General features: G+C 69.2%; 21 protein-coding genes and 1 pseudogene. 14 read left to right on the top strand and 8 right to left on the bottom strand.

Annotated elements, in window-relative coordinates; genetic code table 11:
* Nucleotides 1-6 precede the first annotated feature (6 nt).
* The 4 genes from BST38_RS20215 to BST38_RS20200 are packed head-to-tail and all read left to right on the top strand — an operon-like array spanning nucleotide 7 to nucleotide 3,575.
* Nucleotides 7-822 (top strand): carbohydrate ABC transporter permease, encoded by an 816-nt coding sequence (locus tag BST38_RS20215; RefSeq protein ID WP_083145338.1) that lies wholly within the window; start codon nucleotides 7-9, stop codon nucleotides 820-822.
* Between the two features lie 22 nt (nucleotides 823-844).
* On the top strand, nucleotides 845-1,906 hold the full coding sequence (locus BST38_RS20210; protein WP_083145260.1) for an ABC transporter ATP-binding protein: 1,062 nt from the start codon (nucleotides 845-847) through the stop codon (nucleotides 1,904-1,906).
* Between the two features lie 26 nt (nucleotides 1,907-1,932).
* Nucleotides 1,933-2,703 carry an SDR family NAD(P)-dependent oxidoreductase gene (locus BST38_RS20205; protein ID WP_083145259.1) on the top strand — a complete coding sequence of 257 codons (771 nt, stop codon included), beginning with the start codon at nucleotides 1,933-1,935 and terminating at the stop codon, nucleotides 2,701-2,703.
* Nucleotides 2,704-2,753: 50 nt separating this feature from the next.
* Nucleotides 2,754-3,575 (top strand): BtpA/SgcQ family protein, encoded by an 822-nt coding sequence (locus BST38_RS20200; protein ID WP_083145258.1) that lies wholly within the window; start codon nucleotides 2,754-2,756, stop codon nucleotides 3,573-3,575.
* On the opposite strand, the gene BST38_RS20195 is transcribed toward BST38_RS20200, so the two are convergent.
* Nucleotides 3,576-4,055 carry a winged helix-turn-helix transcriptional regulator gene (locus BST38_RS20195; RefSeq protein ID WP_083145257.1) on the bottom strand — a complete coding sequence of 160 codons (480 nt, stop codon included), beginning with the start codon at nucleotides 4,053-4,055 and terminating at the stop codon, nucleotides 3,576-3,578.
* A gap of 91 nt (nucleotides 4,056-4,146) precedes the next feature.
* Between BST38_RS20195 and BST38_RS20190 the strand changes: the two genes are divergently transcribed.
* From BST38_RS20190 to BST38_RS20150, 9 genes and pseudogenes are all read left to right on the top strand, one after another.
* Complete coding sequence (locus BST38_RS20190) at nucleotides 4,147-5,346, top strand: thiolase family protein (protein WP_083145256.1); 1,200 nt, start codon at nucleotides 4,147-4,149, stop codon at nucleotides 5,344-5,346.
* A gap of 113 nt (nucleotides 5,347-5,459) precedes the next feature.
* On the top strand, nucleotides 5,460-9,755 hold the full coding sequence (locus BST38_RS20185) for an AAA family ATPase (protein WP_083145337.1): 4,296 nt from the start codon (nucleotides 5,460-5,462) through the stop codon (nucleotides 9,753-9,755).
* 95 nt (nucleotides 9,756-9,850) lie between these two features.
* Complete coding sequence (locus BST38_RS20180; RefSeq protein ID WP_083145255.1) at nucleotides 9,851-10,627, top strand: hypothetical protein; 777 nt, start codon at nucleotides 9,851-9,853, stop codon at nucleotides 10,625-10,627.
* A gap of 15 nt (nucleotides 10,628-10,642) precedes the next feature.
* The gene (locus BST38_RS20175) at nucleotides 10,643-11,824 is read left to right on the top strand and encodes a polyprenyl synthetase family protein (RefSeq protein ID WP_083145254.1); all 1,182 of its coding nucleotides are present in this window, start codon (nucleotides 10,643-10,645) and stop codon (nucleotides 11,822-11,824) included.
* Complete coding sequence (locus BST38_RS20170; RefSeq protein WP_083145253.1) at nucleotides 11,821-12,276, top strand: hypothetical protein; 456 nt, start codon at nucleotides 11,821-11,823, stop codon at nucleotides 12,274-12,276. The genes BST38_RS20175 and BST38_RS20170 overlap by 4 nt, the downstream gene beginning before the upstream one ends.
* Nucleotides 12,273-12,530, top strand: coding sequence for a hypothetical protein (locus BST38_RS20165; protein WP_083145252.1), 258 nt, complete (start codon nucleotides 12,273-12,275; stop codon nucleotides 12,528-12,530). Before BST38_RS20170 ends, BST38_RS20165 begins: the two co-directional genes overlap by 4 nt.
* Nucleotides 12,527-13,546 carry a hypothetical protein gene (locus BST38_RS20160; RefSeq protein ID WP_083145251.1) on the top strand — a complete coding sequence of 340 codons (1,020 nt, stop codon included), beginning with the start codon at nucleotides 12,527-12,529 and terminating at the stop codon, nucleotides 13,544-13,546. The genes BST38_RS20165 and BST38_RS20160 overlap by 4 nt, the downstream gene beginning before the upstream one ends.
* Nucleotides 13,539-13,937 carry an SCP-2 sterol transfer family protein gene (locus BST38_RS20155; protein ID WP_083145250.1) on the top strand — a complete coding sequence of 133 codons (399 nt, stop codon included), beginning with the start codon at nucleotides 13,539-13,541 and terminating at the stop codon, nucleotides 13,935-13,937. The genes BST38_RS20160 and BST38_RS20155 overlap by 8 nt, the downstream gene beginning before the upstream one ends.
* Nucleotides 13,934-16,791, top strand: a pseudogene (locus BST38_RS20150) (FAD-dependent oxidoreductase). The gene BST38_RS20155 and the pseudogene BST38_RS20150 overlap by 4 nt, the downstream one beginning before the upstream one ends.
* A 14-nt stretch (nucleotides 16,792-16,805) precedes the next feature.
* Here BST38_RS20150 and BST38_RS20145 read toward each other — a convergent pair.
* The 7 genes from BST38_RS20145 to BST38_RS20115 form a co-directional block, all read right to left on the bottom strand.
* Nucleotides 16,806-17,738, bottom strand: coding sequence for a DUF8686 domain-containing protein (locus BST38_RS20145; protein WP_083145249.1), 933 nt, complete (start codon nucleotides 17,736-17,738; stop codon nucleotides 16,806-16,808).
* Between the two features lie 31 nt (nucleotides 17,739-17,769).
* Nucleotides 17,770-19,539, bottom strand: a complete 1,770-nt coding sequence (gene aspS, locus BST38_RS20140) for an aspartate--tRNA ligase (protein WP_083145248.1) — start codon at nucleotides 19,537-19,539, stop codon at nucleotides 17,770-17,772.
* Nucleotides 19,540-19,626: 87 nt separating this feature from the next.
* Nucleotides 19,627-20,055, bottom strand: coding sequence for a cupin domain-containing protein (locus BST38_RS20135; RefSeq protein WP_083145247.1), 429 nt, complete (start codon nucleotides 20,053-20,055; stop codon nucleotides 19,627-19,629).
* Between the two features lie 57 nt (nucleotides 20,056-20,112).
* The gene (locus tag BST38_RS20130; RefSeq protein ID WP_083145246.1) at nucleotides 20,113-20,835 is read right to left on the bottom strand and encodes an SDR family NAD(P)-dependent oxidoreductase; all 723 of its coding nucleotides are present in this window, start codon (nucleotides 20,833-20,835) and stop codon (nucleotides 20,113-20,115) included.
* Nucleotides 20,836-20,864: 29 nt separating this feature from the next.
* On the bottom strand, nucleotides 20,865-21,476 hold the full coding sequence (locus tag BST38_RS20125; RefSeq protein WP_083145245.1) for a sigma-70 family RNA polymerase sigma factor: 612 nt from the start codon (nucleotides 21,474-21,476) through the stop codon (nucleotides 20,865-20,867).
* Nucleotides 21,477-21,586: 110 nt separating this feature from the next.
* Nucleotides 21,587-24,379 carry a helix-turn-helix transcriptional regulator gene (locus BST38_RS20120; RefSeq protein ID WP_083145336.1) on the bottom strand — a complete coding sequence of 931 codons (2,793 nt, stop codon included), beginning with the start codon at nucleotides 24,377-24,379 and terminating at the stop codon, nucleotides 21,587-21,589.
* A gap of 103 nt (nucleotides 24,380-24,482) precedes the next feature.
* On the bottom strand, nucleotides 24,483-25,238 hold the full coding sequence (locus BST38_RS20115; RefSeq protein WP_083145244.1) for an SDR family oxidoreductase: 756 nt from the start codon (nucleotides 25,236-25,238) through the stop codon (nucleotides 24,483-24,485).
* Between the two features lie 100 nt (nucleotides 25,239-25,338).
* On the opposite strand from BST38_RS20115, the gene BST38_RS20110 reads away from it, so the two are divergent.
* Nucleotides 25,339-25,839 carry an SRPBCC family protein gene (locus BST38_RS20110; protein ID WP_181792045.1) on the top strand — a complete coding sequence of 167 codons (501 nt, stop codon included), beginning with the start codon at nucleotides 25,339-25,341 and terminating at the stop codon, nucleotides 25,837-25,839.
* Nucleotides 25,840-25,890 lie beyond the last annotated feature (51 nt).

Below are 25,890 nucleotides of genomic sequence, written 5' to 3'. Positions count from 1 at the left end.
CGAGCCGTGAACCGAATCTCTGTGGTGACGGTGCTGCGGGTGACGCTGCTGTGGGCGGCGGGCATCTCGGTGCTGTTCCCGATCGTGTGGATCGCGCTGGCCAGCGTGAAAACGGCTGAGCAGCTCAACGATCCGTTCCTGTTGACGTTCACGCCGGACTTCTCGGCGTGGCACAACGTGCTGTCCTCGGGCATCCTCGGTGCCGCGGGCCGCAGCGCTCTGGTCGCGTTGGTGACCGTCGGCATCAGCGTCGTGGTCGGCAGCATGGGCGCTTACGCGATCGCCCGGTTCCGGGCCGGTGGCACCCTGACGCGGTTCGGCATGCTGGCCGCCCAGGTGCTCCCGCCCGCGGTGCTGGTGTTCCCGTTCCTGACGATGGCCTACGCGCTGCGGCTGACCGACACGCTGATACCGGTGATCTTCGCGCACCTGAGTTTCGTTCTGCCGGTGGTGACCTGGTTCCTGATCGGTTTCTTCGAGGCGGTACCGCGCTCGCTGGAGGAGCAGGCCCAGGTCGACGGTTTCACCCGGTTCGCCGCGTTCCGGCTGGTGGTGCTCCCCCAGGTGCTGCCCGGCATCGGCGCGTCGGCCATCTTCGGGTTCACGCTGTCGTGGAACGACCTGTTCTACGGACTGATCCTGGCCCCGGGCAAGGCCGCCATCCTGCCGGTGGCCATCGCCGGATTCAACACGTTCCGCGGGGTGCAGATCGGCTCGATGAGCGCCGCGATCCTGATCGCCGTCGTCCCCGTCGTCATCGCGAGCTTCTTCATCCAACGCAAGCTGGTGCAGGGCATCAGCGGCGGCGCGGTGAAGTTCTAGATACAGATAGGTTTTGCGCACCATGGCAACCGTCCGCTTCTCCGGCGTCAACAAGGCGTACGGAACCACCTCTGTCGTCAGCGATCTCGACCTCGAGCTGCCCGACGGATCCTTCACCGTGCTGGTCGGCCCGTCCGGTTGCGGCAAGTCGACCTCGCTGCGGATGCTGGCCGGGCTCGAAACGGTCACCTCCGGGACCATCACGATCGGCGACCGCGACGTCACCCATCTGCAGCCCCGGGATCGCGACATCGCGATGGTCTTCCAGAACTACGCGCTGTACCCGCACCTGACTGTTGCCGAGAACATCGCGTTCCCGTTGCGCGCCACCAAGACCCCGCGCCGCGAGGCGCTCGCGCGGGCGGCGACCATCGCGGAATCGCTCGGCCTGGCCAAGCTCCTCGCGCGCAAGCCGAAAGATCTCAGCGGCGGTCAGCAGCAACGGGTCGCGATCGGCCGCGCCATCATCCGCGAGCCGTCGGTGTTCCTGTTCGACGAGCCGCTGAGCAACCTCGACGCCAAACTGCGGGTCGAGACCAGAACCGAACTGCTGCAGATCCAGCGCAGGCTCGGCATCACCTCGGTCTACGTCACCCACGACCAGGAAGAGGCGATGACGCTGTCGGACCGCATGATCGTGATGCGCGACGGCAGGATCGCCCAGCAGGGCACCCCGCAGGAGGTGTACTCCCGACCCGCTGACACGTTCGTGGCCACCTTCGTCGGCAGCCCGAAGATGAACCTTCTCGAGGGCGTACTGAGCGCCGGGAACTTCACGCTGTCCAACGGTTTCGCACTTCCGGTGGACGCGGACGGCGCCCAGGGCCCGGTCACCCTCGGCGTGCGACCCGACGATCTGTTGCCCACCGCGGCGGCAGCCGACTCGGCGGCCAGGGTCGCGCTCATCGAACATCTCGGACCGCGAGCCATCGTCACCCTCGACGTGGGCGGCACCGAGCTGACCAGCGTCGTGGAAACCGCACGGCTGACCGGCATCACCGAGGGCACCGCGGTGGACCTGGCCGTCCGGGCGGGCGCCTGCCACCTCTTCGACACCGTCACCGGCCGGCGCGTCGCCGGCTGAAACAAGATAGGAAACGAGAACTACAGATGAGCAGAACAGTCGTGGTGACCGGCGCGGGATCCGGCATCGGCCGCGCGATCGCCAACACACTGGCGCAACGCAATTGGCGGGTGATCGTCACCGACGTCAACGCCGACGCGGCACGCGAGGTGGCCGAGTCCCTCCCCGAGTCGTCCGCCGGTCACGAAGCCGTCCAGCTCGACGTCACCTCCCCCGATGCCGCCGCGGCCGTCGCCGCCGACGTCGCCGGACGGTTCGGCCTCGACGCGTGGGTCAGCAACGCCGGCATCTCCTTCATGCACCGCTTCCTGGAGGCCCCGGTCGAGCGCTTCGACCAGACCATCGACGTGAACCTCAAGGGCGTGTTCGTGTGCGGTCAGGCGGCCGCGCGCGAGATGGTCCGCTCCGGACAGCCGGGCACGATCGTGAACACCGCCTCGATGGCGGGCAAGCAGGGCCGCGTCCCGTTCCTGGCGGACTACGTCGCGTCGAAGTTCGGCGTCGTCGGGCTGACCCAGGCGATGGCCTACGAGCTGGGCGAGCACGGCATCACCGTCAACTGCGTGTGTCCGGGGTTCGTCGAAACCCCTATGCAGTCAAGGGAACTGGAGTGGGAAGCCGAACTGCGCGGCACCACCCCGGAGGGTGTGCGGTCCATGATGATCGCCGACACCCCGCTGGGCCGGCTGGAACAGGCCGACGACGTCGCCCGCGCGGTGGCGTTCCTGCTGTCCGACGACGCCCGCTTCATCACCGGTGAGGCGCTGGCCGTCAACGGCGGCGCCTACATGGACTGAGCGGCACCCCGCCGGTCCCCACGAATTCCCCGTTACAGAAAGGCAATACAGTGACCACCACCTGGATCGACGAGGTCTTCGGCGTACGTAAGCCCGTCATCGCCATGCTGCATCTGTCAGCGCTGCCCGGCGACCCCGGCTACGACTCCGCGGCCGGCATCTCTGCGATCGTGAACCGGGCCCGCACCGAACTCGAGGCACTGCAGGGCGGCGGCGTCGACGCCGTCATGATCAGCAACGAGTTCAGCCTGCCCTACCTGACCAAGACCGAGCCGATCACCGCGATCACGATGGCCCGCATCATCGGTGAACTGCTGCCCGACATCTCGGTGCCTTACGGCGTGAACGTGCTGTGGGACGGCCGGGCGTCGATCGACCTGGCGGTGGCCACCGGCGCGCAGTTCGTCCGCGAGATCTTCACCGGCGTCTACGCCAGTGACTTCGGCCTGTGGGACACCAACGTCGGTGAGGTGGCCCGCCACCGCGCCCGCGTCGGCGGCGCCGGGGTCAAGCTGCTGTTCAACATCGTCCCGGAGTCCGCGAAGTACCTCGCCGACCGTGACCTGGCCTCGATCACCCGCACCACCGTGTTCGCCACCGCTCCCGACGGGATCTGCGTCTCGGGTGCCACGGCAGGCGCGCCGACCGACACCGATGCGCTGCGCACCGTGAAGTCGGCGGCCGGAGACACCCCGGTGTTCGTCAACACCGGGGTGAAGGCCGAGAACGTGGCCGCCCAGCTCAGCATCGCCGACGGCGCCGTCGTCGGAACCTATTTCAAGAAGGACGGCCTGTTCGCCAACGCGGCCGAGAAGTCCCGCGTCGAGGAACTCATGGGAGCCGCCAAGGAGTTCCGCGCCCAACTGGCGTGATCACGGGTTCCCGTTCTGCCTGGCGAGTCGAATGCCCAGCTCGTCAGGCGGAACGGGATGCCCTTCGGCACAAACGATCTCGACCCCGGCCTGCGCGCCGCAGCCCAGATGGGTCAGGCGCAGCTGTGAATCGTCGAGGTGCCTGCGCCCCCACTCGAACATCGCCCACACCACCGGCATGAACTCCGTCCCGGCCTCGGTCAGCACGTATTCGTCGCGGACCCGCTGACCGGGCTCGCGGTACGGCCGCTTGGTCAGCAATCCCGCCTCCACCAGCTCCGAGAGCCGGGCCGACGTCGCGGCCTTGGTGATTCCGACTCGCCGCGCGAAGTCGTCGAAGCGGGTGGTCCCGTAGTAGGCCTCCCTCATCAACAGCATGGCCGATTTGGTGCCGACCAGTGCCATCGTCTTCTCGATCGGGCACCGGCCGATCGCCGACCACTTCGAGCGATCGGCGAGGGGCCCCTGCAGCACTGTCATGTACGTCACTCCACAGCTGGGTTGTTCTGACTGAACCTAGGTGTTACATCTAGGTATACAGAGTAGTACTCAGCGCGGAGCAGGAGGACACATGACCACATACTCGGACCGCGACGCCGTGATCGTCGGGGCGGTACGCACCCCGGTCGGCAAGGGCAAGGCCACCGGCGCGCTGCACGACGTCCTGCCTGCCGACCTGCTCGCACACAGCCTGCGCGAACTGGTGGCACGCACCGGCGTGGATCCGGCCGAGGTCGACGACGTGATCGCCGGCGCGGTGACCCAGGTCGGTGACCAGGCGGTGAACATCGCGCGCAACGCGCTGCTCGGCGCCGGCTTCCCGGAGAGCGTTCCCGGCACCACCGTCGACCGCCAGTGCGGCAGCAGCCAGCAGGCGATCAGCTTCGCCGCGCACGGCGTGCTCGCCGGCGCGTACGACGTCGTGATCGCCGCGGGCGTGGAGTCGATGGGCCGCGTACCGATGGGCTCGTCGGTGCTGCCGGGCAGCAACCCGTTCGGCCTCGACATGACCGCCCGCTATCCCGACGGGTTGGTCGCCCAGGGCATCAGCGCCGAACTGATCGCCGCGAAGTGGGACCTGTCCCGCAGCCGGCTCGACGAGTTCTCCGCACAGAGCCACCAGAAGGCCGCCCGCGCCGCCAAGGACGGACTGTTCGACAACGAGCTCATCCCGATCGCGGGGCTGACCGCCGACGAGATCGTCCGCCCCGACACCACGGTCGACACGCTGGCCGGGCTGCGGCCCGCGTTCTACAACGAGGCGATCGGCGCCAGGTTCCCGCAGATCGACTGGCGGATCACGCCGGGCAACTCGTCGCCGCTGTCGGACGGCAGCGCCGCGGTGATGATCACCAGCGGTGCGGCGGCCCGCCGGCTCGGCCTGCGCCCGCTGGCCCGGGTGCACACGACCGTCGCCGTCGGCTCGGATCCGCTGTACATGCTGACCGGGGTCATCCCGGCGACCGAGAAGGTGCTGGCGAGATCCGGGCTGAGCCTGGCCGACATCGACCTGTTCGAGGTCAACGAGGCGTTCGCCCCTGTCGTGCTCGCATGGGCGGCGGAGCTCGGAGGACGATCTGACTCCGAACTTCTCCTGAAGACAAACGTCAACGGCGGTGCGATCGCGATCGGACACCCGCTCGGCGCCAGCGGTGCGCGGATCATGACCACGCTCGTCAACGCGCTCGAGCAGCGCGACGGCCGCTACGCGCTGCAGACGATGTGCGAGGGCGGCGGGATGGCCAACGCGACCATCATCGAACGCCTGTAGATCACGCCGTTTCCGGTCATCGCGTGTCGCCATACTGGATGCGCCCCGACGGCCAGGTCAATAGCATGAGGACCTGATCCGTTCGAAGGGGACGCGACGCAGTGACTGTTCCGTTGCTGGATATCGACGGCCGCGTCGTAGATCGACGACGTGAGCTCGCCGAGTTGCGCGCCGCCGTCGAGACCGCTGAACGCAGCGGCGGGGCATGTGTCCTGCTCAGCGGCGTGCCCGGAGTCGGCAAATCGACGATCATGCAGAAGTTCGGCGCCGAGGTGGCCTCGCGCAACTGTATCTTCGCGTATGGACGCTGCCGCGACGGCGCGCCCGCGCCCTACACCGCCATCGGCACCGCCCTCACCAGTCTGGTCCAGGCGATGGGCACGACCGCCCCCGCCGAACGGACCCGCTGGCGCACCAGCCTGATCAACACCTCGGCGGTGCTGCCCGCCGTGCTGGCCGAACTGGTTCCGGCCCTGGCCGAGTCGGTCGGCACGGCAGCACCGGTTCTCGAGGTGGACGCCTCTGACGCCCGGCACCGGTTGCATCGCGCGGCAATCCAACTCGTGGCGGCCACGGCGCAGTTCCGCACTCTGATCCTCGCGATCGACGACCTCCAGTGGGCCGATCACGATTCGCTGCTGCTGCTCCACGAGCTGCTGACGGTGGGGCCACGCAACGTGCTGGTCGTCGGAACCTATCGCTCCGGTGAATTCGATTCCTCCGCAGCGGGTTTCGACAGCCCCGGGATCCGCAGCCTGGAACTGGCGCCTTTGGAGCAAGCCGACGTCGAGGACCTGCTCGCCGACGTGGTCGGCGAGGCACAGGAATTGACCGCCGTCGCAGCGGAATTCCACCAACGCACCGGTGGCAATCCGCTGCGGATCCGTCAACTGTTCCACCGCGCCCAGCACGACGGCGCGCTGATCCCCCGCACCGCCAGCAGCCGGCCCGGCTGGGATCTGCGCGTGCTGGCCTCGATCGAGATCTCCGCATCGGAAGCCGAGTTCCTCGGCAACCACCTGAACCTGCTGCGCCCTTCGGACAGAACGGTTCTCGGCGCGTTGTCCTGCATCGGCGGGGAGTTCGACCTCGACGACGCGACCGCTGCGGCGGGTCTGCCCGCCGAAGTGGTATCGCACGCGCTGTGGTCGAGCATGGAACTACACCTGATCGACGCACTCGACAAGCAGGGGCGACGCATCGCCAACGCGATAAGTCGCGATGCCCGTTATCGTTTCAGCCATGACCGGGTCGGCGAGACCGCCCGGGCGGTCCTGTCCGAGGACCAGCGCCGGGAGGTGCACCTGCGGCTGGGCCGCCGGCTGACCCGCCTGGGCGAGGACCGGCTGTTCGAGGCCGCCCGCCACGCCGGGACCGGCGGGCTGCTCCTCGCCGAAGACGACCCCGAGCGCATCGGGTTCGCCGACGTGCTGCGCCGCGCCGCCGAGCGAGCCCGGGCACAGGCGTCGTTCCCGCTGGCGCTGACCTACTTCCGCAGCGGGCTCGACCTGCTCGGCACCAATCGGTGGTTCACCCACCCGTCCCCGACCCGCGAACTGCAGCTCGGAGCGGCGGATGCGGCGCTGCTGGCCGGGGACTTCGGACTGTTGCACCGGCTGCTCGACGAGGCGGCAGGACATCTGACCGAGCAGGCCGACCGGCTCCGCCTGGCCTACCTGCGGGTCAAGAGCCTGTTCGCGATGGACCGGCCGCAGGAGGCGATGGACGAGGGACTACGGGCGCTGTCGGACGTCGGCGAACCGCTGCCGACCGAACCCGGAAAGGCGCGCATCGCCAACGCGGTGCTGCGGATGCGGATGACGATGAACCGGTGGAGCAACGAGAAGCTCCTCGGCCTGCCCCTGTGCGAGGACCCGCTCGTCGTCGAAAAGCTCCGGATGCTGGTGACACTGTGCCACGAGTCCTACAACGCCCGGCCCAACCTGTTCCCGCTGCTGGTGCGCAAACAACTCGAACTGACCCTGGCCCACGGCCACACCCGGTCCTCCCCCCGCATGCTGACCAATTACGGACTGCTGCTGGTGATCCTCGGGGACTACCGCGGAGCCCAGCGGTTCGGCGAGGCCGGTATGGCGCTGGCCGAGCAACCCGGCTATCAGGATGCCCGTCCCGAAACCGCCTTCCTCTACTACTGCTTCATCCGGCACTGGCGGCACCCGGTGCGCAGCGGCCTGGGCAGTCTGCGCGACGACATCGCCGCCGCCCTCGATCAGGGCGACCGCGAGAGCGCCGGATTCCTGGCCGCGACGCTGCTGTCGCAGACCTTCTGGGTTGGCACACCGCTGGCCGACATCGACATGCTCGCGCAGTCACTGATCGCCGACGTGCAGTCCATGCCCGTTCCGAAGCGGTCCTGTCAGGCCATGCAGCAGATGGCGCTGAACCTGATGGGACGCTGCGAGGATGTGCTGCTTCTCGCGGGCGAGAGCGGATACGACGAGCGCGAGGTGGTGCCCGCGGCCGCAGCCGAAGGAGAGGAGGTGATCCTCAGCCAGGCCGCGATCATGAAGCAGGGTCTGCACTTCTGGTCGGGCGACCACGCCGGTGCGTGCGCCGCGACCGAGGAGGTGATGGCGCACGACAGCGGGATGACCGGTACCGCGATCGCGCCCCTGGTGCACATGATCGGCGCGTTGAGCATGATGCAGCAGGCACCGCGGGACCGGGCCACCGCGCATTTCGTGAAGCAGACGCTGGCGCTGCACCGCAAGGCGGCCGAGGGGTCGCCGGAGAACTACGCGGCCGCACTCGCATTGCTCGAGGGTGCCTGGGCACGGGTCCGAGGAAAGTACGACGACGCCGAGCGTCACCTGCACCGGGCGATTCAACTGGCCGACGACAACCACCTGCCGATGATCAGCGCCCGCGCCCACGAGGAGGCGGCCGCCGTCTACGCCGAGACCGGGCGCACCACCTTCCGCGACCACATGCTGCAGTCGGCCTACCGGCGCTGGCTCAACCTGGGCCTGTCGGTGCGCACCGAATGGCTCGCCAAGGAACATCCTTGGCTGGGCGGACACGACCTGGTACGGCCGGAGACAGCGGGTGTCGACCCAGTGGGAGCTCATCAACTGCTGCGCGCACTGTCGGGCGCGCACACCGAGTACGACCTGGCCAACATCGTCCTGCAGTCCGTCGCCGACACCACCGGGGCCGACCGGGTGCTGTTGCTCACCGGCTCGGCCGATGATCTGTCCGTCCGGTCCGCCTATGAGGACGGCGTGGTGTCCACCGTCGAGGGCAACGGAGCCGAATCGGCCTACAACACCGATCTCGTCGGGCGCGCCGCGCTCAGCGGCGTACCCCGCGCATCGGAGCCGGGCGACGGCGACCCTGCCTTGGCGGTTCCGATCCGGTTGCAGGACAAGCTGATCGGGGTGATCTACGCACAGCACAAGGACGCCGCCGGCTGCTTCACCCCCGACCAGGAAGAGGCGCTGTCGTTCCTGTGCGCGCAGGCCGCGGCGCCGCTGTGGAACTTCCAGCTGGAAGCCCGGCTGAAAGCGGCCGACCAGTACCGGCAGTCACTCATCGACGCACAGTCGCGCTTCGTGCCCAACGAGGTGCTGCGCATCCTCGACATCGACGATCTGCGACTGGTGCGCGCCGGACACCGCGTGGAGCGCGAGATGACAGTCCTGATCAGCGATATCCGCGGGTACTCGGCGATCCTGGAGGACATGGACATCACCGAGGCAGGCAACCTCGCGATGGGATTCCTGCGCGCGGTGGAGATGCCGATCGTCAGCTGCAACGGTCTGGTGCAGGACGTCCGCGGTGACGAGATCCTCGCGATCTTCGAATGCGCCGACGACGCGGTACGGGCGGGGCTGGCGATGCTGAGGTCGCTGCGTGAGCACAACGAGGAGCGTCGCGCGGTGGGCTCCGACGAGATCCGGGTCGGCATCGGGATCAACACCGGCAAGGTCGGCGTCGGGCTCGTCGGCGGTGTCAACCGGATGGTGCTGACGGTGATCGGCGATGCGGTGAACCTGGCCGCCCGGATCGAAAGCACCAACAAGCGCTATGGATCCGCTTTGCTCATCTCCGACGCCACCCGGGCGAAGCTGTCAGAACCCTGTGGGTTCGATGTGCGCCGGATGGAGCGGGTGATGGTGGTCAACCGGCGCCGCCCGGTGACGATTTACGAAGTGTTCGACGGTGATTCGGACGATCTGCGAGCAGCCAAACGCGCCGCGGCCCCCCACTATGACGATGCGTTCGCACTGTTCGACGCCGGCGACGTCGAGGCGGCCCGGCGCGCTTTCGAGCAGTGTGCGATGTTGCTGCCCGACGACCCGGTCGCACCGCTGCATCTGGCACACTGCGAGTCCGTGGCCCGCGGCGAGATGTCGGCGGGCCAAAATGTTGTGTTGCAACAGAAATGAGTTTTCTGGCGCGGCAGTGAGAAAACTCTGCCGAACACTTCCCGCGGCCCGTCCTGAGTGTCATGATCTTGACGACACGCAAGGGGGGTCACCGAATGTATTTGACCGCTCAACAATTGGCCGTGGCCAACCAGGCGATAAAAGAGACCTTCGAGACGAGCTGCATCTCCTGGCAGGTGCTCCCGCAGTGGGACACCGGGGATCCCGCGAAGACCGCAGTGCCCGCGGACGATGTCACCACCGCGATTCCGTCCACGGTGGCTGTCGTGGGTGACTCGGAACCCCTGACAGTGACGCTGGCGACGGTGACCTCTGGTTCTCCCGACTTTCTGTTGGCCCGCATCATCGACAAGGCCGTCGATTTGGCGGCCAAAGTGGACAACGCCGTAATACCTACGTTGAGGACGACCGCAGCTAACAGCGTCACCTGGAACAACTCGACCGTCGACAAACTCCTGCTCAGCTTGATCGATGCGCGCACCGCCGTCGAGAAGGCGGGCTATAGGGCGCCGTCGTGTCTCATTACGAACACCGACGGACTCAAAGAAGTCAGCGTATTGGTGAGCGGGTATTCGGTGCAGCAGACGCTACTGGATACCGCCAATATCGGTTCGTTGCAGCGCGCCGAACAAGTAGCCCCCACGACGACAACAAACGCTCGAGCCGTTTTGGTGGGCCGCCGTCAACGGATTCCTCACGGTGGCGCCGCAGACGAATCGCCGGGCGAGGAACCGGTGGACCTCGCAGTGAGTGTGCCGCCCAGCCTTGAGGTTCTCGGCGAGGACGGTGCCAACACCATCAAGTTGGCCGTGCGTGTCCGCTATGCACTACGGATCAAAGACAAATACGGCCTCGTCAAGCTCGACAAATAGCGGAAGCCCTGTGGCATGACCGCGACCTTGCCTGAGGCACAGGCACACTCGGTTCCGCCGAACCCCCTCGAGGAATATCTCGCGCTGTGCAAGGAAGCGTGCGACGGTGAGATCACCCGGCTCTACGGCAGCGCCGACGGGCCGGGCACGCTGCGGGATCTGGTTCTCGACTATCCGCGCCGTGGCGGCAAGGCACTACGGCCCGCGCTGAGCATCGCGATGTGTCTGGGGCTCGGCGGCCACCTCGAAGCCGTCCTGCCGACCGCCGCGACCCTCGAGCTGTATCACAACGCCTTCTTGATCCACGACGACATCGAAGACGAATCCTGGTGGCGGCGCGGCAAACCCACCATGCACATCGCCCACGGCATCCCGGTCGCCGTGAATGTGGGCGACGCGATGCTGTCACTGTCCCTGCAGCCCCTGCTCGACAACGTCGAGCGGGTCGGGCTGGGCCCGGCCCTGCGGATCCTGCGCGCCGTCGCGCACATGACCCGCAAGACGGTCGAAGGCCAGGCCATCGAGCTCGACTGGGTGCGGGCGAATGCGTGGAATCTCACCGACGCCGACTACCTCACGATGGTCGAGTTGAAGACCAGCTGGTATTCGTTCATCACCCCGCTTCAGGCAGGCGCCATCGCCGCGGGTGCGGGCCCGGACCGGCTGACGCCGTTGGAGGTGTTCGGCCGCCACCTCGGTGCCGCCTTCCAGATCACCGACGACCTGCTGAACCTACGGGCCGATCCGCAGGCGTACGGCAAGGAGATCGGCGGCGACCTGTGGGAGGGCAAGCGGACTCTGATGCTGCTGCACGCGCTGCGGAGCGCCGAACCCGCCGAACGCGAACGCGGGGTGCAGATCATGGCGCGGCGGCGCCCGACCGCCGACGACGAACTGGGGCTCGGCGAGCTGCTGGACCGGCTCGCGAGTCGCGGCGAACTCTCCCGCGCCGGGCGCGACGCGATCGATGAACTGCTGCGCACGCAGCACATCGCGCCGCCGAAGACCCTCGCCGACATCCGTTGGCTGTTCGAGCTCATGAACCGGGCCGGATCCCTGGAACACGCCCGGGACGTCGCCGCCCACCACGCGCAGCAGGCCGCGGCCGCGCTCGCCGAGCTGGACTGGTTGCCGGCCAGCCGGCATCGCGACGCGCTGGCCGCGCTGGTCGATTACGTGCACGGACGCACCCGATGAAACCCGAGGACCTGGTGGCCGCGCTCGCCGAGATGGAACGGGTCCGCGAGGCAGTCCTCGACCTCGTCGAACGTCAGGCGCCGCAGCTGCTGCCCGAACCACCCGAGGGCGACGACGCCCAACGCACGATGTTCGAGCTGCTCGTCGGCGTCCGGCGCGCGGTGCTCGGCAACCCCGGGGCCGCGCGCCGCATCCACGACCTGCTGATCGCCCAGGGGCAGCGCTACGCCGAGACCCCCGACGGGGCACGGCTGCGCGACACCCTCGCCTCGTCCGAAGCCGTCGAGAACCTGCGCCTGGTCTGGGAGACGGTGAGCCTCAACGTGCTCGACGGTCCCGCCGCACCGGGGTGCGCGCCGGACGCGTGGGCGGCGCTGTTCGCCGACACCGTCATCGCCGACGGCCTCGACGACGCGGTGCTGTCCCGCCTGCGGCCCGAAGGGTTCGCATGACGCTCTCCGACCCCGTTCCCGCGCTGGCCGAACGCAGTTCGCTGATCGGCTACCTGATGGGCGCCGTCGCACTCGGACAGCTCGTCGAAGCGCTGGCCGAAGATCGTCGCCGCACCGCCGCCGGGCCGCCGGACGATTTCGTGCACCTGCTGCTCGGCGTCGCGAGTCTCGGGAGAGCCGTCGAACGACTCGCGACCGTGGACGGGCCCGCCGGCCCCGTCGGGTCACCGGAGCCGGGTCGGTGGCTGCGATGACCGCCGTGCTGGCCCGCAGCGACTTCGTCCGCGCCCCGATGCTCGCCGCCGCCGACCCGCGCGGCTTCAAGGAGTGGCACCACTTCGTGGTACATGGCCGCGACGCCCACATCTTGATCAACTTCAGCCTGAACACCGAGATCGTGCACGGCAGAACACAACTGGCGCCACGCGTGATCGTCATCGCCCATGACCGGCGCTGGACGGGCGCCATCGAGCGGTTCGGCACCGAGGACCTTTCGGTGTCACCGGACTTCGGCGGGCTGACCATCGGTGACAGCCGGATGAGCGTGACACCGGACGGCTACCGGGTGCAGCTCGACCTACCCCGGCACGGCATCCGCGGCGAGGTCGACTTCACCCCGGTGAGCCGGCCGTTCGTGGTGAACAACCAGCCCGTGGGGGCCGGGCGGATGAGCTGGCTGTTCGTGCCGCGGCTGCGCGCCGACGGCTGGTTGCGCATCGGCGGTGCCGAATACCGGCTCGAGCGGGAACTCGCCTACCACGACCACAACTGGGGCAGGTTCTGGTGGGGCGACGACTTCGGGTGGACCTGGGGAACCGTCCTGCCGACCGAGCGCACCGATCCGTGGTCGCTGGTGTATCTGCAGATGACCGACCGGAGCCGGTTGCGGTTCCACTCCCAGGCGGTCTACCTGTGGCACCACGACGAGCCCGCCGCGATGCTGCTGCGCTCCGCGGTGACGACGCACACCCACGGCACCCTGGCCCACGACGCCGATTGCACCCTCCCACCGGCGATGCGACTCGTCGTGGACGGCCAGGTGCCCGGCGTACCGGAACGCGTGGAGATCACCGCGCGGCGCGGCGCCGACGCGGTGCACGCCGAGTTCCGCGCGTCGTCCTACGCCCGGCTGGTCCATCCCAGCGAGGTCCACCTCGACCGGTCGACCGTGCTGTGCGAGACGAGCGGCACGGCCCGGGTCACCGGGACCATCGCCGGGCGGCCCCTCGACTTCACCGGCGCCGGAGTATTCGAGTTCCTCCATGGCTGAAAGCGTTTCGGAACTGCTTCGGCGTTCGGTCAGGCAGCTGGAAACCGAGGTCCCGGACAGCTACCGGCACACCCTCGACGCGCTGGGACCGCTCGCCGTCGCGCTGTCCGTCGACGGAGAACGGTTCTCGTTGTCGGGCGGGGACCGGCTCGTCGTCACCGACGGCGAGCCGGCGGACGCGGCCGTGTCCATCACCACCAGCCGGGCCACCATGCTCGATGTCCTCGACGCGCACGTCGCGCTCACCGACGCGGTCGAGGCGGGCGCCGTCGAGGTGCGCGGATCTCTGGAACACGTCCTGCGCGCGCATGACACACTGCGCGCGTACGTACACGCCGCGACGCGGGCGCCGAGCCACCACGGCCTGCTGGATGCGTTGAGGGCGTCATGACCGACCCCATCCCGATCCCGACCCCGGCGTCGTGCGACCCGCGCCCCACCGTCGCGGTGCTCGGCGCGGGCATCGCCGGATTGACCGCCGCGCACGAGCTCGCCGAGCGGGGCTTCGACGTCACGGTCTATGAGTCACGCGAGGACGAACGAAACGGGCTCGCCGACGCCGGAGCGCCCGGCACCTACCCGCCGATCAAGCTCGGAGGCCTTGCCGCATCGCAGTATTCGACGCCCGGCAGTGACAGCGGCAGCCGGGCTGAACTGCGCGCGTTCCCCGGGCGGCGCGGCACCCCCCGGCCCCCGAAACGCGCGGTGGCCGGCGAGCACGGCTTCCGCTTCTTTCCCGCGTACTACCTCCATATCTGGGATCTGTTCCAGCGCATCCCCGTCTACGAACAACCCAGCGGCACCGGCGCGCAGCCGACCTCCCGCACCGTGATGGACAACGTGCGCCGCGTGGTCACCCAGGGCCAGACCGTCGCGGGCAGGCCGTCGCTGGTGTTTCCGCGCGAACTGCCCCGCAGCCTCGCCGAATTCCTCAGCGTGATCAGCCAACTGGAGAAAATGGGCCTACCCGCCCACGACATCGCCTTCTTCCAGAGCCGGCTGCTGCGGTTCCTGGTGACCAGTCCGCTGCGCCGGGCCCGTGAATTCCAGAACATGTCGTCCTACGACTTCTTCACCGCCCGCGACGGCGACGACACACCCGGGTACACCTACTCGCCGGCCTTCGATGCGATGCTGCGTGAGATGCCGCGCGTGCTGGTGGCGTTCGATCCGAATTGGGGCGACGCCCGGACGAACATCGTCACCTATCTGCAGTTGTTCCTGAACATGACCCGCCGCGACGACAAGGCCGACGGCGTACTCAACGGCCCCACCACCGAATCATGGCTGGACCACTGGTATCGGCATCTGGTGGCGCTCGGTGTCCGGTTCGTCCGCCGCGCCGCGGCCCGCCTGGAACCGCCTGGCGCCGAACCGGACCGGCCACCGCACCTGCGGCCCCGCGTCCGGGTCACCCTGGACGACGGCACCACGGTCGCCCCCGACTACACCGTCGTCGCCGTCGACGCCCCGGCCGCGGAGTGGATCACCGCCGCCCTGCGCGACGCGGGCACCGGCGGCACCGTGGCTGGCCTCGACGGTTTCGCCACCTTGGTCCCACCCCCGAGAGGCCCGCTGCAACCGCAGCAGTCGAGACCGGCCGCCCGGCGCGATCCGTACGTGCTCGACGAGGTCGGACGCGTCCCGTGGGACCGGTTCCAGACGATGAGCGGCATCCAGTTCTACTTCGACACCGAGTTCCAACTGCTGCGCGGGCACATGTACTACGCGGGAGCGGAATGGGGCCTGTCGTCGATCAACCAGCACGGACTGTGGGAGAACAGACCGAATCTGGTTCGGGACGGCCATGTTTCGGTGCTGTCGGTGGACATCGCCGACTTCAACACCCCGTCGCGCGTGCTGCGCGACGAGTCCGGCCGCGGCAAGGCCGCCCGCGACTGCACGCCCGACGAGATCGCGGTCGAGGTATGGCGGCAGATCGTCACGGCGCTGACCAGTGATGTCGACAATGCGCCGGAGGAACTGCTGCCGTGGCCGGTCTGGTACGCGCTGGACCGGGGTTTGGTCGCCGACGGCGCGGGACAGGGGTCGGGGCGGCTGGTCCGCAACGAGACGCCTTATCTCATCCCGATCGTCGGGGACTGGGTCAACCGGCCCGGCGGCGACCCGTGGAATCCGCACGGCACCTCGTTCACCCAGGTGCCGCCCGACGAGGCCTGGCTCGAGGACCTCGAGCACCGCGGCGTCTGGCAGGCCCGCCACGGCGGCTACCAGGTGCATCACAACTCGGTGGTGTTCGCGGGCACGTGGACGAGGACCTTCACCCGCATCACCTCGATGGAGGCCGCATGCGAGTCGGCGCGGCACGCGGTGAACGCGATCCTCGACCACTACGTATGGGTACACTCCGGCGGCCGCGACCGCCGCGCGAAAACCACACTGCCGTGGCGGTTCCCGTACGGCTTCCTCGACCAGGGCCTGTCCAGCCCGGTGCGGCTGCCGACGCCGGCCGGGGACTACTGCTATGTGTTCGACGTCGAGAACCGCGAACCCGCGGACACCAGGGGCCTGCGCATGCTCGACTCGGAGTACTGCATGCGCTCGCTGCCCCACCCGATCGACCTCCTGCGCCCACCCCGACCCACTCCCGGAGGTAAACAGTGACGACACCGGACCCGTCCCCGTTCGACGCCGATCCACAACTGCTGCAGTATCTGCAGGCCTGGCGGCGGCTGCTGGAGCCGCTTGCGGCGATGACGCCGCCGAACCTGATCCCGCCGTGCCCGGGGATGACGCCCCCGCCGCAGTCCCCCGCGCCCGGCGCGTACGCCGAACAGCTCTTCGGCTACCTGCAGAACTGGCGCCGCCATCTGGAGCAGATGGCGGCGACCACATCTGCTCCCCCACCGGATCCCGGCGCGCCGCCGGCGGGCGCCACGACCGGAGGCACGGGGCCGGCACCCGGCCACATGGTGGTGCTCAAGCCCGAATACGAAGGCACGACGTTCATCGCCCCGATGGATGAGCCCGTGGCGCCGGGCGAATCGCCGGACCTCTTCCGTCAGGCCGCTCCGAGAGCCCGTGGCGCGCAGGTCGATCTGCCGCCCGTCGCCGAGTTCGGTTCACGCTCGCTCGCGGGCGGGATATCCCGCGAGACCCCGCGCACAGCACCCCGTCCAGCTGCGGCTCCCACGCCGGAGAGCCGGCCAGAACGCGTCATCTCCGCGCCGACGCGGTTCAAAGGGCTTGCCGAGCGGGCGCTCAAGAATCAGCACACCGGCTGATCCCAATGGCAGGCTCACACTTTCGGGTTGAGCTGCTCTTCCTCCCTGGTCTGCCGCCACCAGGCCGCCAGGTAGACGACCATCGCCGCGGACAGGGCGAGCAACACCCAGAGAATCACCGCGACGTCGATCCACGCCCCTGTCGGCGGCGCACCCGGAAGGATGTTGCGCAGCGGCACGACGGCGAACAGCATCGCGGCATACCAGGTGATGAACGGCGGCAGGAACTTTCGCCGGTTCAGCAGCATCTCGATCGCGACGAACAGCGCGGTTCCCGGCAGCACCATCAGCACGAGCAAAATCCCGAAGTCGACAGCGTGGGCCCCGCGAGTGCGCTCCAGATGGAACGACACGCTCTGGATCGGACCCCACGGCGCCTCCAGCACCTTGATGTTGCTGTCGACGTCCCAGCCGTTGATCGCGCCGGCGACCACAACGACGGCCGGGACGCTGCGCCGGTTCGCGCCTTCGCCGTAGAACACCTCGACACCGATGGTATTGCTGACGTAATTGTCCAGCGGCCAGTGGTCCGGGTCGCCCACCGCCGTCAGCTCGACCGTGGAGGCGTTGCTCCGAAGATCGTCGTGCATGTGGATCAGCTGACCGTCAGCGGTCCAGGAGCTCAGGCGCACAACGGGATTGGCGGCCGCCTCGGGTCCGGCAGAGAGAATGTCGTTGTCCGGGTGCACGAGGACGTCGACGGTCAGCTTGTTCTCGACGGTCTCCATCTTGCCCAGCCGGAGGATCACCGCCGTCTCCTGGATCACCGAGGACTCGGTGAATTCGAAGGGTTGCGGCGGCTGTTCCAGCAGCCGGTATCCGACCAGCGCGCCGATGTAGACCGCGATCACCACGGCCAGGGTCGTCAGCACCGTCGCATTCAGCGCTTTCGACGAGCCGGAGCGTTCGGACTTGCGGCCGGTTGCCGGCTTCGTATCGGGCTGCACGCGCGGATCGTACCGTGGCAAACCCCGTCGATCAGGCCTCTCGGGACGGTGTGGCGTCGATACCGGATTCTTTGCGCTGCTGCGCGGTGATCGGTGCCGGGGCGTCGGTGAGCGGGTCGACACCGCCACCGGACTTCGGGAAGGCGATCACCTCTCGGATCGAATCCACCCCGGCCAGCAGCGCGGTGATCCGGTCCCAGCCGAATGCGATACCGCCGTGCGGCGGGGCGCCGTAGGAGAACGCGTCGAGCAGGAACCCGAACTTGTCCTGCGCCTCCTCGTGGTCGATGCCCATCATCGCGAACACCCGCTCCTGGATGTCGCGGCGGTGGATACGGATCGAGCCGCCGCCGATCTCGTTGCCGTTGCACACGATGTCGTAGGCGTCGGACAGCGCGGCGCCGGGATCGGTGTCGAAGGTTTCCATCGACTCGGCCTTCGGTGAGGTGAACGCGTGATGCATCGCCGTCCACGCACCGGAGCCCACGGCCACGTCACCGGAGGCGGTGGCGTCGTCGGCGGACTCGAACATCGGGAAGTCGACCACCCAGGTGAACGCCCACGCCTGCGGGTCGATCAGTTCGAGACGCTTGGCGATCTCGATGCGCGTCGCGCCCAGCAGCGCCCGGGCCCCCTTGGCGGGCCCCGCCGCGAAGAAGACGCAGTCACCGGGTTTCGCGCCGACGTGCGCGGCCAGCCCGTCGCGTTCGGCGTCGGACAGGTTCTTGGCCACCGGGCCGCCAAGCGTGCCGTCCTCGCCCACCAGGACGTAGGCCAGCCCCTTGTGGCCGCGCTGCTTGGCGAACTCCTGCCAGCCGTCGAGCGTTCGCCGCGGCTGCGACGCGCCACCGGGCATCACCACCGCGCCGACGTACGGCGCCTGGAACACCCGGAACGTGGTCTCGGAGAAGTAGTCCGTGCACTCGACGAGTTCGACGGCGAAGCGCAGGTCGGGCTTGTCGGAGCCGAACCGGCGCATCGCCTCGGCGTAGCTGATCCGCGGCAGCGGCAGCGGCAGGTCGTAACCGACCAGCGCCCAGACCGCCTTGAGCACCTGCTCGGAGACGGCCATGACGTCGTCGGCGTCGACGAAGCTCATCTCCATGTCGAGCTGGGTGAACTCGGGCTGACGGTCGGCGCGGAAGTCCTCGTCGCGGTAGCAGCGCGCGATCTGGTAGTAGCGCTCCATGCCTGCGACCATCAGCAGCTGCTTGAACAGCTGCGGGCTCTGCGGCAACGCGTAGAACGAGCCCGGCTGCAGGCGGGCGGGCACCAGGAAGTCGCGGGCCCCCTCCGGAGTCGAGCGGGTCAGCGTCGGGGTCTCGATCTCGACGAAGTCATGCGCGGCGAGCACCCCGCGTGCGGCGGCATTCACCTTGGAGCGCAACCGGATTGCGTGGCCGGGCCCCTCGCGGCGCAGATCCAGGTAGCGGTACTTCAGCCGGGCTTCCTCGCCGGCGGTCTCGTCGAGCTGGAACGGCAGCGGGGCGCTCTCCCCGAGCACCGTCAGCGACGTCGCGTTGACCTCGACCTCACCGGTCGGGATGTCGGTGTTCGCGTTGCCCTCGGGACGGATCTCGACGACGCCGGTGACCGCGACACAGAACTCCGAGCGCAACCGGTGCGCCTGTTCGAGCACCTCACCCTCGCGGAACACCACCTGCGACACCCCGGACGCGTCGCGCAGATCGATGAAGATGACGCCGCCGTGGTCGCGGCGCCGGGCCACCCACCCGGCCAGCGTCACCGTCTGGCCGGCATCGGCAGGACGCAATGAACCGGCGGTACGGGTGCGCAGCACGAAGAACTCCTCTTTCAGGGCGGGCGACGGGGCGAGTGTCGACAGATCAGTCTAAGCGGCCCGCCGGGCCCGTCCCGCCACCCGGGTTCACCGCCCCGGCGGCACCCGCAGGTGCGCCCGCGCGGCGAGTTCGTCGGCGTCGACCAGGACGAGCATCGGCTGATCGGGTACGCACAGCATCGTGACGGTGAACCGGCACCGCACGTCATCGCGGTTGTTGGCGTCCGAGTAGTGGATGACCTCGCCGCCCGGCTCCCAGAACGCCTCCCCGGCACGCACCACCCGCGGCGGCTGGCCTTCGAGCTCGAACAGCATCTCGCCCTCCAGCACGAACCCGAACGCCGGCCCGCCGGGATGCCGGTGCGGCGGGGCGCCGGCACTGCCGGGCGGGTAGTCGATCACGACGGTCATCGCGTGGGCGCCGTAGGGGATGAACGGCGGTGTCACCTCCTGCACCACGGTCAGTGCGCTCTCCCAGGACGGGTCGTAGGCCTCGGGTGTCGTCGCTTCTGTCATGTCGGGTCCTTTCGTGGAAACTCAGCGGGGGTTTCAGACGGGCACTCGGACGGGCTTTCAGACGGCGCTGCCGCCGCCGTCGGCGTGCAGCACCGATCCGGTGATGAAGGACGCCCGCGGAGAGGCCAGGAACAGCACGGCCTGGGCGATCTCGTCGGGTTCGGCGGTCCGCCCGAGCGGCAGCGCGCGGCCGAGCTCCTCGTTCGTCTCACCCCATTCGGCCTGTACACCTTCGGTTCTCGTCGGCCCGGGGGCGACGCTGTTGACCCGCACGCCCGCCGCCCCGAACTCCGCGGCCCAGGTGCGCGTCAGCGACTCGACGGCAGCCTTGGAGGCGGCGTACACGCCCGCGCCGGGCACACCTTTCGACGCGACCATCGTGGTGACGTTGATGATGCTGCCGTGGCCGCGGGTGACCATGCCGGGCACCAGCCCGGCCGCGAGGAAGTAGGTGCCGGCGACGTTGGTCGCGAAGGTGCGTTCGAACGCATCGCGGCGCTGGTCGACGGTCAGCGCGGCCGGGAACGCGGCGGCGTTGTTGACCAGGATGTCGACCACCCCGGCACGGTGCACCAGTTCCTGCACCGATTCGGCGTCGGCGAGGTCGGCCCGCAGGAATCGGACAGGTCCGTCGATCGACGCCGCCGCTGCGGCGCCACGGTCGGCGTCGCGGCCGGTGATGGTGACGACGGCGCCCTCTCGGGCCAGAAGCCGGGCACACGCGAGCCCGATGCCCGCGGTGCCGCCGGTGATGAGGGCGTGGTTGTCGGTGAGTTGCATGGATGCTCCGGTGTTGTGTGACGACGCGGTCAGGCGATGACGGCGGCGACGACGGATTCGCCGCGACCGTGGGACAGGTGGGCCAGCGCGATGCGCAGGCGTTTGCGGCCGCGGGACACCCGCGACATCACGGTGCCGATCGGGATGCCGAGGATCACGGCGGTCTCGGCGTAGGTGTAGCCCTCGATGTCGGCGTAGAACAGCACCTCGGCGAAGCCGCCGGGCAGGGAGGCCAGCGCGGACCTGACGTCACCGTCGGGAAGTGCGTCGAGCACTTCGGCCTCGGCCGAGCGCGGCCCACCCGGCAACCGGGAGGCGGTGGCGGCCAGGTCGCGGTCGGTGAGCAGCGCGGCCGACACCTCGGTCACCCGGGCCTGCTTGGCGCGGTGAACGCTGACCCAGCGGTTGTAGAGGATGCGGAACAGCCAGGCCTGGAGGTTGGTGCCGTCTTCGAAGGTGTGGAAACCGCGGTACGCGCGCAACAGGGTGTCCTGCAGCAGGTCCTCGGCCTCGGGTTCACTGCGCGCGAGCCGGCGCGCGCCGCGGCCGAGGACAGCGAGCAGCGGTTCGACCTCTCGGGCGAACCTGGCGGACAGAGCAGCGTCGGGAGCGGATCTGGCGGGCAGAAAGGTGACGGTCATGATCGGATCTCCTGCGGGTGGCGGTGTCTGATTCACCACCTACATTCGCGGGTTCGGCACCGAGGCGAACCCTTGAAAACCCGTAGTCCCCGGCTCTCAGTCCGTGGCTCTCAGGGCGTGCGGGCTGTGGTGCGCAGTTGACGGCGCGAGGTGATGCCCAGCTTCGCGAACACCTTCCGCAGGTGCCATTCCACGGTGTGTGAGCTGATGAACAGCTGGGCGCCGATCTCCTGATTGGTCAGGCCTTCTGCGGCCAGCTGCGCGATCTGCGCCTCCTGGGCGGTGAGGCCCGTGCCTGCGCGGTCCTCGCGGGTGCGCACCTTCTCCCCCGTGGCGACCAGCTCACGGCGCGCGCGTTCGGCGAACCCCCGCGCACCCATCTCGGTGAACGCGTCGTGGGCTGCGGTCAGTTCGCGCCGCGCATCGCTTCGCCGGTTGTTGCGGCGCAACCACTCGCCGTAGATCAGCCGGGTCCGGGCGAGGTGCACGACGACCCGGGTTCTGCTCAACCGTTCGATCGACTCGGCGTAGAGCGCCTCGGCGGCGGCATCGTCGGCCAGCATCGCCTGTGCGCTCGTCAATGCGCCCACGGCCCAGTCGGTTTCGCTGGCGCCGGCACAGGCCTGCAGCGTCGCGAGGGCCTGCGCCGCGGCATCGCAGGCTCCGGTGCGCGTCGCCGCCTCGACCATCTCGTACAGGCACCAGCCGTGGAAGCCGAGGTCCTGGTAGGCGGCGGCGTCGCGGGCCGCCGCATACGCCTCGTCGTACTGTCCGAGTCCGTTGTGCAGGATCGCGGCGGCGTATCCGGTCAACCCGTCCAGACGCCCCTCGCCGCGGGAACAGCCGTCGGCGCGGGCGCTGTCGATGAGCTTCGCGGCCGTCGTGGCGTCACCGCGCCACGCGGCCAGCAGCACCGAGTGGTAGCGCACCGGCGATCGGTGCCCGGTCGCCTCGGTGATCGAGTGCGCCTCCTCGATGAGTTGCTCGGCCGTGGTGAACTCCCCGGCGATCAGGTGCACGCCGGCGCGGTAGGTCAATGCGCGGGGCAATCCGTCGAGGGCGCCGGAGTCCCGGGCGTGACGCACCGCGCACGTCGACAGGGTCCGGATGGCGGCCTCGTCCCACAGCTCGTGCGCGGCCGACTCCTGCAGGATCGGGAACCCCGGCACCCGCAGCCACCGCCCGACGGCGATGTCGTCGGACTCTGCCTGCGCGCACATCCCCCGCACCGCGACATCCAGCGTTTCGGCGCCCGCGCCGTAGCCTCCGATGATCCGTTCGACCATCCCCTTGAGCAGCAGGTCGACCGGCCGCAGCGACCGGTTTCCGCCGATCGCGGGCAGTGCGGCTTCCGCCGCGGCCCGCAGCGCGGCCGGATCGGCGGAACGGCCGCCGTACATCAGTGCCGCGATGGCTTCGAGGTAACTCTCCCGTGAGGAGTCGTCGTCGAGGTTCGCCAGTCGCGCGGCGGCGTCGAGCAGTATCGGCGCGGTGTCGGCGATCTTCGGTGCACCCGCCTCCCCGGCGCGGCTGCGCATGAACTCCATCTGCGCCCGCAACCGTGCCACGTGGGCCTGCTGCTCGGCGGACAGCTCTCCCAGTTCGGCGATCGCGAGCAGTTCGCGGGCGCTGTCGGTGTCCGCGGCGTCACGTTTGGCCTGCGCCGCGGCCAACGCCCTGGCCGACCGCAGCCTCGAGTTCGCGGTCAGGGCGGTGGCCCGCTCCAGAAATGTTGCGGCGGCGGCAATTCCGCCCCTGCCGGTGGCTCGCAGCGCGGCGCGCTCCAGATCGGCGGCGACCTCGTCGTCAGGTCCGGCGGCGGCCTGCGCGGCGTGCCATGCCCGACGGTCGGGGTCGGCCTGCGGGTCGGTCGCGTCGGCCAGCGCGCGGTGCGCGGCCCGCCGCGCGGCGAGGTCTGCCGCCCGATAGGACGCCGACCGGATCAGCGGATGCCGGAACCGCATTCGCGGACCGAACTCGATCAGGTCGTCAGCCTCGGCCGGAGCCAGGTCATCGACCGGGAGCCCCAAACGTGTTGCCGCGCGCAGGAACAACGCAGCGTCGCCGAGCGGCTCGGCGGCCGCGAGCAGCAACAGCTGCCGGGTATTCGTCGGCAGCACCTGAATCCGGCGCACGTAGCTCTGCTCGAGGGCGGCCGGCGACGACCGCTTCCCGGAGATCCAGAACCCGCCCGCCAGCTCGGCGGCCGAGATGCTGCGCGGTACCTCCAGGATCGCCAGGGGCAGTCCGCGGGTCTCGGCGACGATCCGGTCCCGCACCCGCGGATCCATGGCGGCCAACATCACCGAATCCAGCAGCTCCCTGGCCTCGGCATCCGACAGCCCGGTCAGCGGCAGCTCGGGCAGGTCGGCGAGCAGCTCCGGGTGATCACGGACACCGAACACCAGCGCGACCGGTTCGGCGAGCAGGCGCCGCGCGACGAACGCCAATGTCTGCACCGACACCTGGTCGAGCCACTGCGCGTCGTCCACGATGCCGATCACCGGGGCAACCTCGGCCGCCGCGGCGAACAGGCTCAGCACCGCGAGCCCGACGAGGAACCGGTCCGGCGCCGGACCGGCGCCGCGCCCGAAGGCGACGTCGAGCGCTTGTCGCTGCGGCTCGGGCAGCCCGTCGAGGTGCCCGAGCAGCGGTGCGCACAGCTGGTGCAGGCCCGCGTAGGCGAGTTCCATGTCGGATTCGACGCCGGAAACAGCAAGCAGCTGAAAGCCTTCGGCTCGCCGCGCGGCGTAGTCGAGCAGCGCGGTCTTGCCGACTCCCGCCTCGCCACGCAGCACCAGCACCTGGCGGGCACCGGGTTTGACGGCCGCGATCAGCTCGTCGAGTCGCTCGCACTCGGCGGCGCGGCCGCGCAGCGGCGCGGACCGGTCCGGGCTCGACATGGGCATCACCGCGTCCATTCCGCACGGACGCGCGCGAAGGTTCGTCCGATCTTGATGCTGGTGGGGGAAGTGTATTCCGGACTGGGCTTTGTGTGGTCGTGCTTCAGCGTGCGGCCGCCGGTTCGCGAAGCCAATCCTCGAACCGGGTCGCGGACAGCCGCGCGCCGGCCCCCGGGCACAACGTCCGTTCGTCGAGGTCGACGCCCCAGTAGGTGGCGTCGGGGTCGGCGACCACCGGCCTGCCGTCACCGCGGGCGGTCAGCGCCGTGCGCAGGAGATCGGGCAGCAGCACCGCCTCGGGGCCACCGATCTCGACGATGCCGCCCGCCGGGGCATCGACGGCGACGGCTGCGACTCCGCGCGCGACGTCGCGGGCCGCCATCGGCTGGAAGTAGGCCGGCGGCATCCGGACGACACCGTCGACGGTCGCGGAGTCGGCGAGCGTGTCGGCGAACTCGAAGAACTGCGTCGCGTGCACGATCGTGTACGGGACCCGCCCCGCGGCGATGAGTTCCTCCTGGGCGAGCTTGGCCTGGAAGTAGCCACTCTGGGGCGCCATTTCGGCGGTGCCGACGACCGAGAGCGCCACATGGTGGCTGACGCCGGCGGCGGATTCCGCGGCCAGCAGGTTGGTGGTGGCCACCTGGAAGAACTCTTTGGCGGCGTCGTCGAGCGTGGGCGAGTTCGACACGTCGACGACGACGTCCGCGCCGGTGAGCACCTCCTCCAGCCCTTCTCCGGTGTAGGTGTTCACCCCGGTGGACGGCGCGGCCGCGACCGCGTCGTGGCCGTCCCCGGTGAGCTGCGCGACGAGTTTCGAGCCGATGAGGCCGGTCCCGCCGATGACGACGATCTTCATCGTGTGCCTTCCTGAGCGTGGTGAGGTGTATCCGTCCTGCGCGCCAGAACCTCTGGCGGCACCGCCACTCATCCCGGCGCGACACAATGCCCTAAGGTGTATGGTCATGCATCCCTGCGAGCGCGTCGGGCTGGACTTCATCGACACGGCGCCGTACCGCTTCGTCAGCGCCGTGGAACTGGCCATCACCCCCGAGCAACTGTTCGAGGTGCTCGCCGACGAGACGTCCTGGCCGCACTGGGCCAGCGTGATCACCAACGTCACGTGGACGTCGCCGGAGCCTCGTGGTGTGGGCACGACCCGCACGGTCGAGATGCGGGGCGGCATCACCGGCGACGAGGTGTTCCTCGCTTGGGACCCGTTCACCCGCATGGCGTTCCGGTTCGACGCCGCGACCACCCGTAGCATCGCGGCGTTCGCCGAGGACTACCGCGTCGTCGCGACCGAGCAGGGTTGCCATCTGACCTGGGTCATGGCCCTGAAGCCCAATGGGATCGCCGGTCGGTTCGGCCTGTTCACCGGGCGTCCCGTGATGGGCTGGATGTTCCAGAGGTTCCTGCACAACCTGCGCCGCTACACCGACGAGAGGTTCGCGGTCTAGCTTTCGCGCTGTGAGTCAAGGTTGACGTCGGGCGTGGATGATCTGCCGAGG

It is taken from the genome of Mycolicibacterium parafortuitum (genome assembly GCF_002086815.1).
GTDB lineage: Bacteria > Actinomycetota > Actinomycetes > Mycobacteriales > Mycobacteriaceae > Mycobacterium > Mycobacterium parafortuitum.
The sequence above is the reverse complement of the archived record's forward strand: the minus strand, read 5'-3'. Positions and strand labels throughout refer to the sequence as shown.

Excerpts from the sequence above, each read along its gene's own strand:
- BST38_RS20175 (WP_083145254.1), top strand. The coding sequence starts at position 10,643 with ATGACCGCGACCTTGCCTGAGGCACAGGCACACTCGGTTCCGCCGAAC.
- BST38_RS20205 (WP_083145259.1), top strand. The coding sequence starts at position 1,933 with ATGAGCAGAACAGTCGTGGTGACCGGCGCGGGATCCGGCATCGGCCGC.
- BST38_RS20160 (WP_083145251.1), top strand. The coding sequence starts at position 12,527 with ATGACCGCCGTGCTGGCCCGCAGCGACTTCGTCCGCGCCCCGATGCTC.
- BST38_RS20110 (WP_181792045.1), top strand. The coding sequence starts at position 25,339 with ATGGTCATGCATCCCTGCGAGCGCGTCGGGCTGGACTTCATCGACACG.
- BST38_RS20155 (WP_083145250.1), top strand. The coding sequence starts at position 13,539 with ATGGCTGAAAGCGTTTCGGAACTGCTTCGGCGTTCGGTCAGGCAGCTG.
- BST38_RS20195 (WP_083145257.1), bottom strand. The coding sequence starts at position 4,055 with ATGACAGTGCTGCAGGGGCCCCTCGCCGATCGCTCGAAGTGGTCGGCG.
- BST38_RS20120 (WP_083145336.1), bottom strand. The coding sequence starts at position 24,379 with ATGTCGAGCCCGGACCGGTCCGCGCCGCTGCGCGGCCGCGCCGCCGAG.
- BST38_RS20165 (WP_083145252.1), top strand. The coding sequence starts at position 12,273 with ATGACGCTCTCCGACCCCGTTCCCGCGCTGGCCGAACGCAGTTCGCTG.
- BST38_RS20170 (WP_083145253.1), top strand. The coding sequence starts at position 11,821 with ATGAAACCCGAGGACCTGGTGGCCGCGCTCGCCGAGATGGAACGGGTC.
- BST38_RS20125 (WP_083145245.1), bottom strand. The coding sequence starts at position 21,476 with ATGACCGTCACCTTTCTGCCCGCCAGATCCGCTCCCGACGCTGCTCTG.
- BST38_RS20130 (WP_083145246.1), bottom strand. The coding sequence starts at position 20,835 with ATGCAACTCACCGACAACCACGCCCTCATCACCGGCGGCACCGCGGGC.
- BST38_RS20210 (WP_083145260.1), top strand. The coding sequence starts at position 845 with ATGGCAACCGTCCGCTTCTCCGGCGTCAACAAGGCGTACGGAACCACC.
- BST38_RS20135 (WP_083145247.1), bottom strand. The coding sequence starts at position 20,055 with ATGACAGAAGCGACGACACCCGAGGCCTACGACCCGTCCTGGGAGAGC.
- BST38_RS20115 (WP_083145244.1), bottom strand. The coding sequence starts at position 25,238 with ATGAAGATCGTCGTCATCGGCGGGACCGGCCTCATCGGCTCGAAACTC.
- BST38_RS20180 (WP_083145255.1), top strand. The coding sequence starts at position 9,851 with ATGTATTTGACCGCTCAACAATTGGCCGTGGCCAACCAGGCGATAAAA.
- BST38_RS20190 (WP_083145256.1), top strand. The coding sequence starts at position 4,147 with ATGACCACATACTCGGACCGCGACGCCGTGATCGTCGGGGCGGTACGC.